Origin of the sequence: Allobosea sp. UC22_33 (assembly GCF_042700715.1) — a bacterium.
In the GTDB taxonomy this organism is placed as follows: domain Bacteria; phylum Pseudomonadota; class Alphaproteobacteria; order Rhizobiales; family Beijerinckiaceae; genus Allobosea.
Map to the genome: position 1 here is coordinate 896,711 of NZ_CP170556.1, position 15,031 is coordinate 911,741.

The following is a 15,031-nucleotide window of genomic DNA, read 5'->3' on the forward strand; positions in this document are numbered from 1 at the left end:
TGACCAAGTTGTCATGAAGGGCGGGCGCGTCGCGCCCGCCCTTTTTTTCGATCGAGGAGACGGCAACAGGTGAACATCCATGCGCACCGGACCGACCCGGCGGAGCCGGTCGAATCCTTCCGGTTGGCCAATGGCCTCGATGTCGTCGTCGTGAAGGACCGGCGTGCTCCGGTCGTCACGCACATGGTCTGGTATCGCAACGGCTCGGCCGACGATCCGGCGGCCAAGTCCGGCATCGCGCATTTCCTCGAGCACCTGATGTTCAAGGGCACGGCGCGCTGGCCCGCCGGCGAATTCTCCAAGATCGTCGCGGGCTATGGCGGCCAGGAGAACGCCTTCACCTCCTTCGACTACACCGCCTATTTCCAGCGCGTGCCGAAGGAACACCTGCGCGCGATGATGGACTACGAGGCCGACCGGATGACCGGCCTCTCCTTCGACGAGAGCGTGGTCGCGCCCGAGCGCGACGTGGTGCTGGAGGAACGGCGCATGCGCGTCGATTCCGACCCCTCCGCCCAGCTCGGCGAGGAATTCTCCGCGACGCTGTTCTTCCACCATCCCTACGGCACGCCGATCATCGGTTGGGAGCACGAGATCGAGCGCTTGAGCCGGGATGACGCCTTCGCCTATTACCAGCGCTTCTACACGCCGGAGAACGCGATCCTCGTCGTCGCCGGCGACACCGACGCGACGGAGGTCCGCCGTTTTGCCGAGGAGACCTACGGCAAGATCGCGGCCCGCGGCGCTGCGCCCGTCCGCTCCCGCCCGATCGAGCCGGAGCCCCGCGCCTCGCGCCGCGTCCAGCTCAACGACCCCCGCGTGCAACAGCCCTCGCTGCGCCGCGGCTGGCTGACCCCGACCTATACGGCCGGCGAGCGCGACGAGGTTCTGGCGCTCGAGCTCGTCGCCGAGATCCTCGGTGGCGGCACGACCTCGCGGCTCTATCGCAGGCTCTGCGTCGAGGACGAACTGGCCGCCGGTGCCAGCGCCTATTTCATGGGCTCGATGGTCGATCGCGCCGCCTTCCAGATCTCCGCCAGCCCGCGCCCCGGCGTCGAGATGGCGGCGATGGAGGCCGGGCTCGACGCGGCGCTCGCCGCTTTCCTGGCGGATGGACCGAGCGAGCTCGAACTCGCCCGCGCCCGCACAAGGCTGGTAGCGGAGACCATCTTCGCCCGCGACAACCAGTCCTCGCTCGCCCGCATCTTCGGCTCGGCGCTGGCCGTCGGCGAGACGGTCGAGGATGTGCTCGCCTGGCCGCAGCGCATCGAGGCCGTCGCCCGCGATGCCGTGATCGAGGCCGCGCGGCGCTATCTCAAGCCTGATCGCAGCGTCACCGGCCTCTTGCTGCCGGCCTGACGCCGCCGTCCCGTGTTCGAACGGGCGGGGCCTTCGCGTCCCGCCGACAGGAAGCGCCATGAACGCCCCGATTCCGACGCCCAAGCTCAACACCGCCGGCCCCGCCATCGCCATCCAGACCGTCCGCTCGCCGGGCGGCGTCGAGGCCTGGCTGGTCGAGGAGCACAGCCTGCCCTTGATCGCGGTCGATTTCGCCTTTGACGGCGGCGCCAGCCGCGATCCCGACAACGCCGCCGGCAGCGCCTACCTGATCTCCGGCCTGCTCGACGAGGGCGCCGGCGATCTCGACGCCGAGGCTTTCCAGGGCCGCATGGCCGACCATGCCATCAGCCTCGGTTTCGAGGCCCGGCGCGACGATTTCCACGGCTATCTCCAGACACTCTCGACACATCGCGACACCGCCTTCGACCTGCTGGGCCTGGCGCTCAACAAGCCGCGCTTCGATGCCGACGCCGTCGCCCGCGTCCGCGCCCAGGTCATTGCCGGGCTGCAGCGCCAGGCGAAGAATCCCGAGGTGATGTGCCGCAACGCGCTCTATGCCGCGGCCTTCCCGGGGCACGCCTACAGCCGGCCCGAGAAGGGCGATATCGACAGCGTCTCGACGCTTGAAGCGCCGGCGCTGAAGGCGCTCAGGCCCACGCTGCTGGATCGTGCGGGTCTCAAGATCGTCGTCGTCGGCGACATCACGGCGGCCGAGTTGGCCGGGCGGCTGGATGAACTGTTCGGTGAATTGCCCAAGGGCAAGGCGCGGCCGCGTCCAGCGCAGCCCTTGCCGATCCAGGGCCTCGGCCAGACCCATGTCATCGATCTCGACGTGCCCCAGACCGTGCTGCGTTTCGTCGGGCCGGGCCTGATGTGGCACGATCCGGACTTCATCCCGGCGAGTGTATTGAACCATATCCTCGGCGGTTCGGCCTTCACCTCGCGCCTCTTCATGGAAGTGCGCGAGAAGCGCGGGCTGGCCTATGGCGTATCCTCCAGCCTGATGCCGATGCGCGAGAGCGCGATGCTGGTCGGTGGCACCGCCACCCGCAACGACCGCGCCGCCGAATCGATGAAGGTCATTCGCGAGGAGATGCTGAAGCTCGCCGAGGAAGGGCCGACCGAGCACGAGGTCGAGGAGGCCAAGCGCTACATCATCGGCTCCTATCCGCTGCGCTTCGACACCTCGCCGAAGATCGCGGGCGAGTTGCTGTCACTGGCGCTGCGCGGCGACACGCCGGACTTCCTCGCCCGCCGCAACAGTCTCTTCGCAGCGGTGACGCTGGCCGATGTCAGGCGCGTCGCGCAGCGCTTGTTCGGCAACCCCGAACTGCTCGTCCAGGCGGTTGGCAAGCCCGTCGCGCTGGTTTGAATCAAAGCATCGGCCCGAAAAGTGGAATGCGATTTTCGGGAAAGCCGATGCAATATTAAAGCTTGAGCATCGGACTGAGATGCAGTCCGCTGCTCAAGCCTTCGTCTTCTCGTCGATACGGATAGGTTCATGCTTCAGCAAAGCTTCGATCTCGCGCTCGAATCCAAGGTCGGCAAGGGCGGCATTCCCGATGCGGCCTTCGAGACGGCGCTGGCCGATCTCAAGCCCGCGCTGGCGAAGCTGCAGGCGCAGGCCAAGGATGGTTCGCTCCCGTTGCTCAAGCTGCCCAGCGACACCGCCGATCTCGGCCCGGTCAAGGCCGCGGCCCATCGCCTGAAATCGGGCGGCACCACCGACGTGCTGGTGCTCGGCACGGGCGGCTCCAGCCTCGGCGGCCAGACCCTGGCGCAGCTCACCGGCCACGGCATCGCCGGCCTCTCGCAGTTCACCGCCGGCCCGCATGTCCATTTCATCGACAACCTCGACCCGGCGACCTATGCGGCACTGCTGGCCAAGCTGCCGCTCAAGACGACGAAATTCGTCGCCATCTCGAAATCGGGCGGCACCGGCGAGACGCTGCTGCAGTCGATCGCGGCGATCGAGGCTCTGCGGGGCGCGCATCTGACCGACCAGGAGATCGGCACGCATTTCGAGGGCCTGTCCGAGCCGGCCAAACCCGGCAAGCTGCATCCCTTGCGCGCGCTGCTGGAGCCTTTCGGCACGCCTTTCCTCGAACACCACACCGATGTCGGCGGGCGTTATTCCGTTCTGACCAATTGCGGTCTGCTGCCCGCCGCCGTCCTCGGCCTCGATATCGAGGCGCTCCGGCTCGGCGCCAGCCGCGCGGTCGCGCCGCTCTTCGCCGGTAAGGGCGTCAACGAGACGCCGGCCGCCATCGGTGCCGCGCTGCATCTCGCGGCCATGCGCTCAGGCAAGAACATCGCCGTGCTCATGCCCTATGCCGACAAACTCGCGCTGCTCACCCGCTGGTGGATGCAGCTCTGGGCCGAAAGCCTCGGCAAGGACGGGCAGGGCACGCAGCCCGTCGGCGCGCTCGGCCCGGTCGACCAGCATTCGCAGCAGCAGCTTTATCTCGCCGGCCCGAAGGACAAGTTCTTCACGGTCATCACCAACAGCGTGAAGGGCAAGGGCCCGCAGATCGACGCCGCCTTGGCGGAGAAGATCGGGCAGGCCGATTTCGCCGGCAAGACCATCGGCGATCTCGTCGCGGCGCAAGGCATCGCCATGATCGATACCTTCGCCAAGAACGGCTGCGCGGTCCGGCGCTTCCATGTCGAGCGCATCGACGAGACCAGCCATGGCGAGATGCTGATGCATTTCATGCTGGAGACGATCCTGACCGGCTACGCGATGGGTGTGGATCCGTTCGACCAGCCGGCCGTGGAAGAAGCGAAGCTCCTCGCCAAGCGCTATCTTGCCGAGGGGCGGGCCTGAGTCGCTGGGCGCGCCCGTTGTCATTCCGGGGCGGCTCGCAGAGCCGAACCCGGAACCCACGACTGGGCGAGCCCATATAAGTGTCGCCAGAAATCTCTCACCCAGTCGTGGGTTTCGGGTTCTTCGCTGACGCGAAGCCCCGGAATGACAAAGGTTGAAGGTGACGCACCTATGACGACGAAGAGACCATGACCGTCCGCCGCCTCGATCCCGTCCTGGTCGACCGCATCGCCGCCGGCGAGGTGATCGAGCGGCCGGCTGCGGCCGTGAAGGAACTGGTCGAGAACGCGATCGATGCCGGCGCGCGGTCGATCGCGGTGACCATCCAGGGTGGCGGCCGAGAACTCATCCGCGTCGTCGATGACGGCGCCGGCATGACGCCCGATGACCTCGAACTCGCCGTCGACCGTCATGCCACCTCGAAACTGCCCGACGGCGACCTCTTCGCCATCGACACGCTCGGCTTCCGCGGCGAGGCCTTGCCCTCGATCGGCTCGGTCGCCCGGCTCTCGATCGCAACGCGCCGGCGCGATGCCGCGCAGGGCTCCGGTCTCGTCGTCGAGGCCGGCGAGAAGGGCGTCGTCCGTCCTGTCGCCGCCGCATTCGGCACGCGCATCGAGGTCAGCGACCTCTTCATCTTCACCCCGGCCCGCCTGAAATTCCTGAAGAGCGACCGGGCCGAGGCGCAGGCCGTCTCCGAGATGCTGCGGCGTCTCGCCATCGCCCACCCCGAAATCCGCTTCTCGCTCGAGGGCGAGCATATCAGCACCTTCGACTGGCCGGCCGAGCCGATCGGCGAGGAGGGTCTGCTGCGCCGCCTCGGCCGCGCGCTCGGCCGCGACTTTCCCGAGAATGCGCTACGCATCGACGCCGAGCGCGAGGGCTTCCGTATTTCCGGCTTCGCCGGCCTGCCGACCTTCCATCGCGGCACCTCGGCCGGCGTGCATCTTGCCGTCAACGGCCGCCCGGTGCGCGATAAATTGCTGCTCTCGGCGGTGCGCGGCGCCTATGCCGATGTCGTGCCTTCCGACCGGCACCCCGTGCTCTTCCTCGATATCGGCTGCGATCCGCGCTCGGTCGATGTCAACGTTCACCCGGCCAAGAGTGAGGTGCGCTTTCGCGATCCCGCGCTGGTGCGCGGCCTCGTCGTCTCCGGCCTGAAGGCGGCGCTCGCCGCCGCCGGCCATCGCGCCACCACGACGGGCGGCGCCCGCACGCTCGACGCCTTCCGCGCCGTGCTCTCGATGGGCGGGAGCGGCAACGCGATCCCGCGTCCTTCCTTCCCCCAGGCGCCGGGCTGGAACGCGCCGGCTCCGTTCCCGTCAAGCGCTCCGCAATCCGGCTTCTCCGATTTCGGCGCGCCTTCAGCCGACGCCCGCGCTCATCTCGCAGAACCGTCCGCCGATGCGCTCGACCGGCCGCTTGGCGCCGCCCGTGCCCAGGTCCACGAGACCTATATCGTCGCCCAGACCCGCGAGGGCGTCGTCATCGTCGATCAGCACGCCGCCCATGAGCGGCTGGTCTATGAGCGCCTGAAGGCCGAGCGCGCCCGCAACGGCATCGCCCGCCAGCCCCTGCTCTTGCCGGAAGTGGTCGAGCTAGACCCGGTCGATGCCGACCGCCTGATTGCGGCCGGCAGCGAGCTCGAAAGCCTTGGCCTTGTGCTCGAATCCTTCGGCCCCGGCGCGGTGCTGGTCCGCGAGGCGCCGAGCCAGCTTGCCGGCGGCAATCTCCAGCGCCTCGTCCGCGATGTTGCCGATGCGCTGGCGGAGCACGGCACCGCCGGCTCGCTGGAGCGCCGGCTCGACCATGTGCTGGCGACGATGGCTTGCCACAACTCGGTCCGCGCCGGCCGCCGCATGCGCCCCGAGGAGATGGATGCGCTGCTGCGCGAAATGGAGATCACGCCCAATTCCGGCCAGTGCAACCATGGCCGGCCGACCTATGTCGAACTGAAGCTCTCGGATATCGAGCGACTGTTCGGGCGGCGGTAAGCGCGTATAAGGCGTCGACACAGCGGTTCAGGAGGCGATGATGGCAGGTGACGAGATTGTTCAGGCGGCCTGTCACTGCAAAAGCGTCCGCTTCGAAGCGACCCTGGTCGATGGCATGAAAACGGCGCGCCGCTGCGATTGCTCGTTCTGCCGCATGCGCGGCGCAGTCGTCGTATCGGCGAGCGACGTCCGGATCGTCTCGGGCCAGGACAAGCTCGGCGAGTATCAGTTCAACACCCGGACGGCGAAGCACTATTTCTGCCTGGGCTGCGGCATCTACACCCATCACCAGCGCCGCTCGAATCCCGGACAGCTCGGGGTGAACGTGGCCTGCATCGAAGGTGCCAGCCCGTTCGACTTCCGGGAGCTGCAGGTCAATGACGGCATCAACCATCCCAGCGACAGGCCCGCCGGGGCAAAGGCGGGGATAGCCGGCATCCTACGCTACGAGCCGAGCCAAGGCTGAGGTCTGCGAGGCGGGGACGTCGTGAGGGCTTAGGATGTGACCCGCAGCACCAGAACCTGCGTCTCACCATAGCCCCGCCGCTCCAGCTCCTCGAAGCCATCCGGCAGGCTGATCTCGGCATCCGCTGCCTCTTCCAGCACGATCAGCGCGTTCGGCGCGAGCCAGCCGCCTTCGCGGGCTGAAACCAACGCCTTTTCACCCAGCCCCTTGCGATAGGGCGGGTCGCAGAAGACGAGGCCGAAGGGCGCCATGCCGGTGATCGGGCCGAGCTTGGTCGCGTCGCGGCGGAAGATGCGGCTAAAGCCGGCAATGCCGAGCGCCATCTGGTTCTCGCGGATGATGCCGCGCGCCTCGGTGCCGTCATCGACGAGCAGCGCGAAGCCCGCGCCGCGCGACAAGGCCTCGAAGCCGAGCGCGCCCGTGCCGGCGAAGAGATCGAGCACGCGCGCGCCCTCGAGCGCCTCGCCATAGGCATGGACGAGCACGTTGAACAGGGATTCGCGCAGACGGTCCGAGGTCGGCCGGATGCTGCCGATCCCCGGTTTCGGGCCGGCCAAAGGCCGGCCGCCCAGACGTCCGCCGACGATCCGCATCGCTTAGTCGCGGCTGCCGCCACCGGGACGGGGGCCTCTGCCACCGCCACCGGGGCGCGGACCCTTGCCGCCACCCGGTCGCCCCCCGCCCGGCTTGCCGCCGAAGGGCCGCCCGCCGCCGGCAGGGCGCTCGGAGGAGCGGCCCCCGAAGCCTTTACCGGCCGGCTTGTCACCGAAGCTGCGGCCGCGGGGCCGATCATCGCCCGAGCGCTCCGAAGAGCGAGCGCCGAAGCTCTTGCCCCCAAAGCTCTTGCCGGCGGGCTTGTCGCCAAAGCTGCGGCCACGCGGCCGGTCCTCGGACGAACGCTCGCGGAAGGCGCGGGCAGGACGCTCAGTGCCGTCGCGCGGGGCGCGGTCGGGACGCTCGCCACGCGGCGCGCGATCCTCCCACGGGGGATCACCGCCGCGGTCGCGTTCGCCGGCTTCGCTGCGCGGGCGCCGCGCCGGCCGCTCATCGCCGCCGGTGCGGGAGAGGGGACGTGACGTGCGCGCCTCATCCCCGCCACGCTCTTCGCGGCCACGCTCCTGGCGCGGTAAGCGGTCGGGCCTGCGCTTGCTCTCGCGTTCGGGAGCAGCGCGCTCTTCCGAAACGGGGGCGCGGACGCGCTCGACCAGCACGCGCCGGCCCTTCGGGTCGGCGATCGGCGTGTCGCGGCGGCGCTTCACGTCGCCGGTGGCCTCGCGCTCCTGGCGCTCCAGCTTCGGGTCGGCACCGCGGCGCGGCGGGGCCTTGCGCTCGCGCTGCGGCTCGGTCTCGGCATCGCGCCAGACCGTGCGGGTCCAGGGCTTGTCGCCGCGCAGCGGCGCGCGGGCTGGCTCGTCATCGCGGCCGGCTTCGTCGCGGCGGCGGCGCGGGCGATCCTCGCCGGCAGGCGCCGGGCGCGGCGCGGCGGGCAGGGCGTCACGGCGCGGCGATTCGAAATCGGCGCCGGCCTTGGCTGCGAGCTCGGTGCCGAGCTGGTCCTGCAGCACGCGCGAGCGGATCTCGTCGGCCTCGCCCTCCTCGAGCTCGCCGAGCTGGAACGGGCCGAAGGAGATGCGGATCAGGCGGTTCACCGTCAGCCCGAGATGCTCGAGCACGGTCTTGACCTCGCGGTTTTTGCCTTCGCGCAAATCGACCGTCAGCCAGGTGTTGAAGCCCTGCTGGCGTTCGAAGCGCGCGATCACCGGCCCGTAATGGACGTCATCGATTGTGACGCCGTCCTTCACCGTGTCGAGCACATCCTGCGTCACCTCGCCGAAAGCGCGCACGCGGTAGCGCCGGAGCCAGCCGGTCTCCGGCAGCTCCAGAACCCGCGCCAGCCCGCCATCGTTGGTCAGCAGCAGCAGGCCTTCGGTGTTGATGTCGAGCCGGCCGATGGTCAGTACCCGCGGCAGGTCTTCCGGCAGCACGTCGAAGACGGTCGGGCGGCCTTCCGGGTCGAAATTGGTCGTCACCACGCCGCGGGGCTTGTGGTAGAGCCAGAGCCTTGTGCGCTCGCGGGCCGGCAACGGCTCGCCGTCGATCAGCACGATATCGGTCGGCTTCACGTCGCGGGCCGGGCTCTCCAGCACCGTGCCGTTCACGCTGACGCGGCCTTCCGCGATCATCGCCTCGCTGTCGCGGCGCGAGGCGACACCGGCGCGCGCCATCACCTTGGCGATCCGCTCCGGCTCATCCGCCGTGATCAGCTTGCGCTCGGGCGCATCCTCGCGCGGGCGGCGCGGGCGGTCGTCCTGGCCCTCGAAGCGCGGTGCGCGCGGACGCGAAAAACGCTTCTCGCCATCGCGGCTCTCGCCACGCGGCGGCCGGTCACCCTGCGGCCGGTCGCGGCCGGCGAAGGGACGGTCGCCGGTGCGGCGCGGACGCTCATCACCGGAGCGCTCGCGGAAGCCGCGGCCTTCGCCCTCGGCCCTGGCGCGGACCGGCCGGTCGCCATCGAAGCGGCGCGGACGTGGAGCCTCGCCCTCAGTGCCGGCAGGGCGCTCGAAGCGGCGGGCCGGGCGCTCGCCGCTGGCCGAATGGCCGCGAAAAGGCGTGCGCTCGCCATCGCGGGCCGGGCGGTCATCGCCGGCCGGGCGGCTGCGGAAGGGCTTGCGCTCGCCATCGCGCGCGGGGCCGCGGCTTTCGCCGCCTGAACGGCTGCCGAAGGGCTTGCCGCCGAAGCCTTTGCCACCGGAGCCGGGGCCACGGCCGCCGGCGCCACCGCCCTTGCGTGGGCCGCGGCCTCTGTTGTTGTCGTCGTCTTTCATGCTTGCTCCTGAGCCGGCCGAGCACAACCGCTTTGCGGGAAAGGCCTGGCTCGCTTATTCGCTATGACCGGCGCTTGTAGCAGAGGCTTTCCTTCGCTGCGAGCGTCAAAACTGGGGTTTTCGATGTCGCTGCCGCAACACTCATCCACCGTCGACGCCATGGCACTCGCCTTCGACGAAGCGAAGGCGGCCGCCATGCGTGGTGAGGTGCCGGTCGGTGCGGTCGTGGTGCGTGACGGAACGATCCTCGCCAGCGCCGGCAACCGTACGCTGGAATTGAAGGACCCGACCGCCCATGCCGAGATGCTGGCGCTCAGGCTTGCCTGCGAGGCGATCGGCAGCGAGCGCCTGATCGGCTGCGATCTCTACGTCACACTCGAACCCTGCCCGATGTGCGCGGCGGCGATCTCGTTTTCGCGGATCAGGCGGCTTTATTTCGGCGCGGGTGACCCGAAGGGCGGGGCGGTTGAGAACGGCGTCAGGCTCTATGAGAGCCCGACCTGCCATCATGCGCCGGAGGTCTATGGCGGCCTGCGCGAGACGGAAGCCGCGGCGCTGCTCCGGGACTTCTTCCGCGAGCGGCGCTGACGCTCAGGTATCCGACGAGGCGATGCCGAATTTCGCCGCGAGCTGCGCGCGGTCCATGCAGGAGACGTCATAGGTCACCTGCCGGCCTTTGAATTCCGGGCGCTTGCCGAATTCCCGGGTCATCGTGCGTGCGATGTCGTCGATCCGCGCCTCGCAGGCCTGTGCTGTGGTGAAGCTCATTTCGCTGATGCGGCTGGTCGCGCAATGCGCCTCGCCGGCGACGCAGGCCATGATGACCATGGTGAAGGCATCCATGCAGGCGCTCCCGTTGCTGCCGGTCGAGGCTGCGCCCGTATGGTTAGCGCTTGGTTAAACCCGCCGGCTCCGGCCCGCTTTGCCAAGCAAGGGCCGCACCATCAGGCGAGGCTGCGCCAGCAGAGATAGGCACCCAGCGCCAGCAACCCGGCGAAGAAACAGATTTTGAAGGTCGCAGGCGAGATCCGGCTGCGGATGAACTGGCCGCCGCCCATCCCGATCAGAGCCGGAACCAGCGCCAGCAGCGATTGCCAGGCCACGGTGCCGTTGAGCGCCCCGGCCCCGATCAGCCCGAAGGAGAGCGCCAGCGTCGAGACGATGAAGGAGATACCGAGCGCCTGCACCAGCTCGTCCTTGTCGAAGCCGAGCGCCTGCAGATAGGGCACCGCCGGCAGCACGAAGACACCGGTCGCCGCCGTGACGACGCCCGTGGTGAAGCCGATGACAGGTCCGAGCCAGCTTTCCCAGCGCGCCGGAACGCGCAGCTTCGCCGCCTTCAAACCGACGAGTGCGTAGAGAATGAGCGCGGCGCCAAGCCAGAGCGTGGCGCTGCCGTCCTTCTGCTGCTGCAGCAGCCCCGCGCCGGCCCATGTGCCCAGACAGATGGTCGCGAGCATCGGCCAGAGCCGCTTCAGCGTGGAGCCGAGCTTCGGCCCGGTCGCGATCTGCCAGCCATTGGTGACGAGATTGGGCACGACCAGCAGCGCTGCCGCCTGAGCCGGCGCCATGACCACGCCGAGGATGCCGACCGCGATGGTCGGCAATCCCAGCCCGATCACGCCCTTGACGAAGCCGGCGAGCACGAAGGTCGCGGTGACGAAGAGGAGGAGGGTCGTGTTGTCCATGTCTCGCTTGTGGCATCGCTCGCGGCGGCTGTCGCGGCCCGATGCTACGGCCGTCGCCGTAGTGTTCCCGCTTGCGGCGATGGCGGGATGGCGCATCATGTCGGCATGAGCACCCACGGTCCCTATCTTGCGGAGATCGCCCATCTGATGGGCGATCCGGCCCGCGCCAACATGCTGCACGCGCTGATGGATGGGCGCGCGCTGACGGCCAAGGAACTCGCCTGGATCGCGGGCGTCGCGCCGCAGACGGCAAGCGGCCACCTCGCCAAGTTGATGCAGGGCAGTCTGATCGACGTCGCCGTGCAGGGGCGCCACCGCTATTACCGGCTCGCCGGGCCGGAAGTCGCGACGGCGCTGGAAGGGCTGATGGTGCTGGCCAATCTCGACGGCACGAGCCGGCGCCTGCCCTCCCGCGTCGGCGCCGAACTGAGCCAGGCCCGCACCTGCTACGACCATTTCGCCGGAAGGCTCGGCATCGGCATCCACGATGCCCTGATGGCGGGCGGCCATCTCGCTGCCAGCGAGGGCGGCTATGCGTTGACGACTTCGGGCAAGGCGATCTTCCGGGCGCTCGGGCTCGATCCCGACGCCAGCGCCAGGAGCCGCCGCGCCGCCTTGCGTCCCTGCCTGGACTGGAGCGAGCGCCGGCCGCATCTCGCCGGCCATCTCGCGGCGTCGCTTGCCTGCCGCTGCTTCGAGATGGGCTGGGTGCGCCGCCGAAAGGACAGTCGCGCCGTGATCCTGACCGATGATGGCAGGGCGGTGCTGGAAGCCGCGCTTCCCGGCTTCCGCTGCGATGCGCCTGAGCCGGTCAGCCCCGCGATTCGAGAGCCCGCCCCAGCGCTCGCTTGACCTCGTCCTTGATCGGCTCGGCCGCCGCGAGGATCGCTTTCGCCTTGAAGAAATCGAGCCCACCGACGCCGTCGGCACCGGCCCGGATCAGGATGTCCGGCGGCTCCTGCTCGATCTCGCGCTGCACCAGCGTGCGCGTCAGAATCTGCGAGGCGCCGACCAGCGCCTCCATCGCGCCGGGAATGCGCGGCTCGCCGGGCTCGGTCATCGGCGCGCTGACGTCGACCGCAAGCACGATGCGGCCGGGCGCCAGCCAATCCCGATAGGGCAGGGGATCGATCGCGCCGCCATCGATCAGCACGCGCCCGCCGAGAGCGACAGGCCGCACCAGCCCGGGAATGGCGAGCGAGGCGGCGACGGCCGGCGTCAGCGGTCCGTCATGCAGCGCGAGTGCGACATGGCGGTGGTAATCGGTCGCGATCGCCGTGAACGGGATCGCCAGCTCCTCGAAACGGTCGGGCACGGCCTCCGGCCAGAACAGGTCGAGCAGGCGTTCGCCGTCGATCAGCACGGGGTTGCCGAGCCCGCGCACGAGATCGGCGAGTTTGCCGACGCGGCAGTCGAGCAGGCGCGCGATCACCCGCGCCCGGTCGCGGAAGGTCGTGAGCACATGCTCGCGCAGCGCCTGGCCGGAGAGCCCGGCGGCATAGGCCGCGCCGATGATGGCGCCGATCGAGCAGCCTGCGATGCGCGCGGGCTTGAGGCCGAGTTCGTCGAAAGCCTCCAGAACGGCGATATGGCCGAGGCCGCGCGCTCCGCCGGCCCCGAGCACAAGCGCGATCTCGCTCAAGGCACCGCCCGCGCCAGGAAAGGCTTCAGCGCCGCCAGCGTCGTCTGCGGGTTCTCCTCCGGCAGGAAATGGCCGCTATCGATCGCCTGTCCCTCGGCCTGCGGCGCGAAGGTCTCGCGCCAGACATCCAGCGGACTTGCGCCCTTGGCCGGAATCCCGGCCTCGCCCCAGAGCACTTGCACCGGGCAGAGAATGCGCTTGCCTTCCGCCAGATCGGCCTTGTCGTGCTCGATATCGGTGGCGGCGCCTGCGCGATAATCCTCGCAGGCCGCATGGGTCCGCGACGGATCGCTGAAGGATTCCGCATAGGACCGCATCGCCAGGGGATCGAACAGGTCGAGATTCTTCGCCCGGCTCCAGCTCGCGATGGTGCGGTCGAGCCAGCCGACCGGATCGGCCTTGAGCAGGTTTTCGGGAATCGGCTCGGGCTGGGCCAGGAAGGTCCAGTGATAGACCTGCATCGCGCGCGCCGCATTCATGCCCTCCCACATCGAGACGGTCGGCAGGATGTCGAGCAGGACGAGCCGCTCGACGCGGCCGGGATGGTCGAGCGCGAGGCGATAGGCGACGCGCGCCCCGCGATCATGGCCGATCACACCGAAGCGGATATGGCCGAGTGCCTGCATCACCGCGACGATGTCCTCGCCCATGCCGCGCTTGGTGTAGGTCTCCTGCCCGCCATCGCCATGCGGCGCGGCCGACCAGCCATAGCCGCGCAGGTCCGGGCAGACGACCGTGTGGGTCCTGGCCAGTTCCGGCGCCAGCCGATGCCATTCGGCATGGGTCTGCGGAAAGCCGTGGATCAGCACCAGCAGCGGGCCTTCGCCGCCGACGCGCGCAAAGATCTTGCCGACCGGGCCGTCGATCCAGTGCGCCTTGAAGCCGGGGAAGAGACTGTCGATGTTCGCCATGTCTGAGAGCATAACCCCCGTCACAGCGCCCTGTCAGCCTTGCTCGCGCTTGACCGCTTGCCAGCCGATGTCGCGGCGGCAGAAGCCGCCGGGCCAGTCGATCCTGTCGACTGCCTGATAGGCACGCTTCTGTGCCTCGCCGACAGTCTTGCCGAGCGCGACCACGTTGAGCACGCGCCCGCCATGCGCCACGAGATCGCCGTTCGAAAGCTTCGTGCCGGCATGGAAGACGAGGACATCGTCCAGCGCCTCGGCCTTCTCGACATCGCGGATCACGCTGCCGGTCTCCGGCTTGGCCGGATAGCCCTTGGCCGCGAGCACCACGGTCAGCGCCGCCTCGTCGCGCCAGCGCAGGTCGACCCGGTCGAGCACGCCGTCGCAGGCGGCGAGCAGAGCCGGCACGATGTCGCTCTTGAGGCGCGGCATCAGCACCTCGCATTCGGGATCACCGAAACGGGTATTGTATTCGATCAGCTTCGGCCCCTGCGCCGTGATCATCAGCCCGGCGAAGAGCACGCCCTGGAACGGCGTGCCGCGCTTGGCCATGCCGGCGAGCGTCGGCCGGATGATCTCGGCCATGACGCGCTCGGTCAGCGCGGGCGTCATCACGGGGGCGGGCGAATAGGCGCCCATGCCGCCGGTATTCGGGCCGGTATCGCCGTCGCCGACGCGCTTGTGGTCCTGAGCCGAGGCGAGCGCCAGGGCATGCGTGCCGTCGCAGAGCGCGAAGAAGCTGGCTTCCTCGCCGATCATCCATTCCTCGACCACGACCTCGGCGCCGGCCGCGCCGAAGCCGCCCGAGAACATCATGTCGATGGCCTCGTTCGCCTCATCCAAGGTCTCTGCCATGATCACGCCCTTGCCGGCGGCGAGCCCATCGGCCTTGATCACGATCGGCACACCCTGCTTGGCGATATAGGCCTTGGCGGAAGCGGCATCGCCGAAGCGGCCGAAGCCGGCGGTCGGGATATCGAATTCGGCGCAGAGTTCCTTGGTGAAGCCCTTCGATCCTTCGAGCTGGGCCGCGGCCTTGGACGGGCCGAAGACTTTGATCCCAGCCGCCCTCAGGTCGTCGGCGATGCCGGCGACGAGCGGCCCCTCCGGCCCGACGACGACGAGGCCGACGCTCATCAGCCTGCAAAAGGCGACCACGGCGGAGTGGTCGGCGATATCGATCACGACATTCTCGCCGCAATGGGCCGTGCCGGGATTGCCCGGCGCGATTAACAGCGTGTCGCAGAGCGGCGAGGCCGAAATCGCCCAGGCGAGCGCGTGCTCGCGGCCACCCGAACCGATCAGAAGAATTTTCATCGCGCTCTCCGCTCCGTCACGGGCGC

General features: G+C 69.2%; 14 protein-coding genes. 7 read left to right on the forward strand and 7 right to left on the reverse strand.

The genetic code is table 11. The features are described from left to right. The first annotated feature begins 69 nt into the window (after nucleotides 1–69). The 5 genes from ACFJGT_RS04190 to ACFJGT_RS04210 all read left to right on the forward strand — a co-directional run bounded on the left by ACFJGT_RS04190 (nucleotide 70) and on the right by ACFJGT_RS04210 (nucleotide 6,628). The gene (locus ACFJGT_RS04190; RefSeq protein ID WP_377846180.1) at nucleotides 70–1,359 is read left to right on the forward strand and encodes a M16 family metallopeptidase; all 1,290 of its coding nucleotides are present in this window, start codon (nucleotides 70–72) and stop codon (nucleotides 1,357–1,359) included. Between the two features lie 58 nt (nucleotides 1,360–1,417). Then, nucleotides 1,418–2,713: a M16 family metallopeptidase gene (locus tag ACFJGT_RS04195; RefSeq protein WP_377846182.1), complete on the forward strand. Its 1,296-nt coding sequence runs from the start codon at nucleotides 1,418–1,420 to the stop codon at nucleotides 2,711–2,713. A 129-nt stretch (nucleotides 2,714–2,842) separates the two neighbouring features. Then, nucleotides 2,843–4,168, forward strand: a complete 1,326-nt coding sequence (locus tag ACFJGT_RS04200) for a glucose-6-phosphate isomerase (RefSeq protein ID WP_377846184.1) — start codon at nucleotides 2,843–2,845, stop codon at nucleotides 4,166–4,168. A 188-nt stretch (nucleotides 4,169–4,356) separates the two neighbouring features. Beyond that, a complete protein-coding gene (gene mutL / locus ACFJGT_RS04205) occupies nucleotides 4,357–6,162 on the forward strand; it encodes a DNA mismatch repair endonuclease MutL (protein WP_377846186.1) in 1,806 nt (601 codons plus the stop codon). Between the two features lie 37 nt (nucleotides 6,163–6,199). Further along, nucleotides 6,200–6,628 carry a GFA family protein gene (locus tag ACFJGT_RS04210; protein WP_377846188.1) on the forward strand — a complete coding sequence of 143 codons (429 nt, stop codon included), beginning with the start codon at nucleotides 6,200–6,202 and terminating at the stop codon, nucleotides 6,626–6,628. A gap of 29 nt (nucleotides 6,629–6,657) precedes the next feature. Here the strand turns inward: ACFJGT_RS04210 and rsmD are convergent, their stop codons facing one another. Continuing rightward, the gene (gene rsmD, locus ACFJGT_RS04215; protein ID WP_377846190.1) at nucleotides 6,658–7,221 is read right to left on the reverse strand and encodes a 16S rRNA (guanine(966)-N(2))-methyltransferase RsmD; all 564 of its coding nucleotides are present in this window, start codon (nucleotides 7,219–7,221) and stop codon (nucleotides 6,658–6,660) included. A 3-nt stretch (nucleotides 7,222–7,224) separates the two neighbouring features. Beyond that, a complete protein-coding gene (locus ACFJGT_RS04220; RefSeq protein WP_377846193.1) occupies nucleotides 7,225–9,453 on the reverse strand; it encodes a pseudouridine synthase in 2,229 nt (742 codons plus the stop codon). A gap of 123 nt (nucleotides 9,454–9,576) precedes the next feature. Here ACFJGT_RS04220 and ACFJGT_RS04225 point away from each other — a divergent pair, with 123 nt between their 5' ends. Then, nucleotides 9,577–10,041, forward strand: a complete 465-nt coding sequence (locus ACFJGT_RS04225; RefSeq protein ID WP_377846195.1) for a nucleoside deaminase — start codon at nucleotides 9,577–9,579, stop codon at nucleotides 10,039–10,041. A 3-nt stretch (nucleotides 10,042–10,044) separates the two neighbouring features. On the opposite strand, the gene ACFJGT_RS04230 is transcribed toward ACFJGT_RS04225, so the two are convergent. Then, complete coding sequence (locus ACFJGT_RS04230) at nucleotides 10,045–10,296, reverse strand: hypothetical protein (RefSeq protein ID WP_377846197.1); 252 nt, start codon at nucleotides 10,294–10,296, stop codon at nucleotides 10,045–10,047. Between the two features lie 101 nt (nucleotides 10,297–10,397). Further along, nucleotides 10,398–11,141 carry a sulfite exporter TauE/SafE family protein gene (locus ACFJGT_RS04235; protein WP_377846199.1) on the reverse strand — a complete coding sequence of 248 codons (744 nt, stop codon included), beginning with the start codon at nucleotides 11,139–11,141 and terminating at the stop codon, nucleotides 10,398–10,400. A 105-nt stretch (nucleotides 11,142–11,246) separates the two neighbouring features. Between ACFJGT_RS04235 and ACFJGT_RS04240 the strand changes: the two genes are divergently transcribed. Further along, a complete protein-coding gene (locus tag ACFJGT_RS04240) occupies nucleotides 11,247–11,993 on the forward strand; it encodes an ArsR/SmtB family transcription factor (RefSeq protein ID WP_377846201.1) in 747 nt (248 codons plus the stop codon). Here ACFJGT_RS04240 and ACFJGT_RS04245 read toward each other — a convergent pair. The 3 genes from ACFJGT_RS04245 to purD are packed head-to-tail and all read right to left on the reverse strand — an operon-like array spanning nucleotide 11,953 to nucleotide 15,005. Then, complete coding sequence (locus ACFJGT_RS04245; RefSeq protein ID WP_377846203.1) at nucleotides 11,953–12,783, reverse strand: patatin-like phospholipase family protein; 831 nt, start codon at nucleotides 12,781–12,783, stop codon at nucleotides 11,953–11,955. The genes ACFJGT_RS04240 and ACFJGT_RS04245 overlap by 41 nt on opposite strands. Further along, nucleotides 12,780–13,694, reverse strand: coding sequence for an alpha/beta fold hydrolase (locus ACFJGT_RS04250; protein WP_377846206.1), 915 nt, complete (start codon nucleotides 13,692–13,694; stop codon nucleotides 12,780–12,782). The genes ACFJGT_RS04245 and ACFJGT_RS04250 overlap by 4 nt, the downstream gene beginning before the upstream one ends. A gap of 33 nt (nucleotides 13,695–13,727) precedes the next feature. Further along, on the reverse strand, nucleotides 13,728–15,005 hold the full coding sequence (gene purD / locus ACFJGT_RS04255; protein ID WP_377846208.1) for a phosphoribosylamine--glycine ligase: 1,278 nt from the start codon (nucleotides 15,003–15,005) through the stop codon (nucleotides 13,728–13,730). Between the last annotated feature and the right edge of the window lie 26 nt (nucleotides 15,006–15,031).

Coding starts and splice junctions, on each gene's coding strand:
- ACFJGT_RS04195 (WP_377846182.1), top strand. CDS start 1,418: ATGAACGCCCCGATTCCGACGCCCAAGCTCAACACCGCCGGCCCCGCC.
- ACFJGT_RS04200 (WP_377846184.1), top strand. CDS start 2,843: ATGCTTCAGCAAAGCTTCGATCTCGCGCTCGAATCCAAGGTCGGCAAG.
- mutL (WP_377846186.1), top strand. CDS start 4,357: ATGACCGTCCGCCGCCTCGATCCCGTCCTGGTCGACCGCATCGCCGCC.
- ACFJGT_RS04210 (WP_377846188.1), top strand. CDS start 6,200: ATGATGGCAGGTGACGAGATTGTTCAGGCGGCCTGTCACTGCAAAAGC.
- rsmD (WP_377846190.1), bottom strand. CDS start 7,221: ATGCGGATCGTCGGCGGACGTCTGGGCGGCCGGCCTTTGGCCGGCCCG.
- ACFJGT_RS04220 (WP_377846193.1), bottom strand. CDS start 9,453: ATGAAAGACGACGACAACAACAGAGGCCGCGGCCCACGCAAGGGCGGT.
- ACFJGT_RS04225 (WP_377846195.1), top strand. CDS start 9,577: ATGTCGCTGCCGCAACACTCATCCACCGTCGACGCCATGGCACTCGCC.
- ACFJGT_RS04230 (WP_377846197.1), bottom strand. CDS start 10,296: ATGGATGCCTTCACCATGGTCATCATGGCCTGCGTCGCCGGCGAGGCG.
- ACFJGT_RS04235 (WP_377846199.1), bottom strand. CDS start 11,141: ATGGACAACACGACCCTCCTCCTCTTCGTCACCGCGACCTTCGTGCTC.
- ACFJGT_RS04240 (WP_377846201.1), top strand. CDS start 11,247: ATGAGCACCCACGGTCCCTATCTTGCGGAGATCGCCCATCTGATGGGC.
- ACFJGT_RS04250 (WP_377846206.1), bottom strand. CDS start 13,694: ATGGCGAACATCGACAGTCTCTTCCCCGGCTTCAAGGCGCACTGGATC.
- purD (WP_377846208.1), bottom strand. CDS start 15,005: ATGAAAATTCTTCTGATCGGTTCGGGTGGCCGCGAGCACGCGCTCGCC.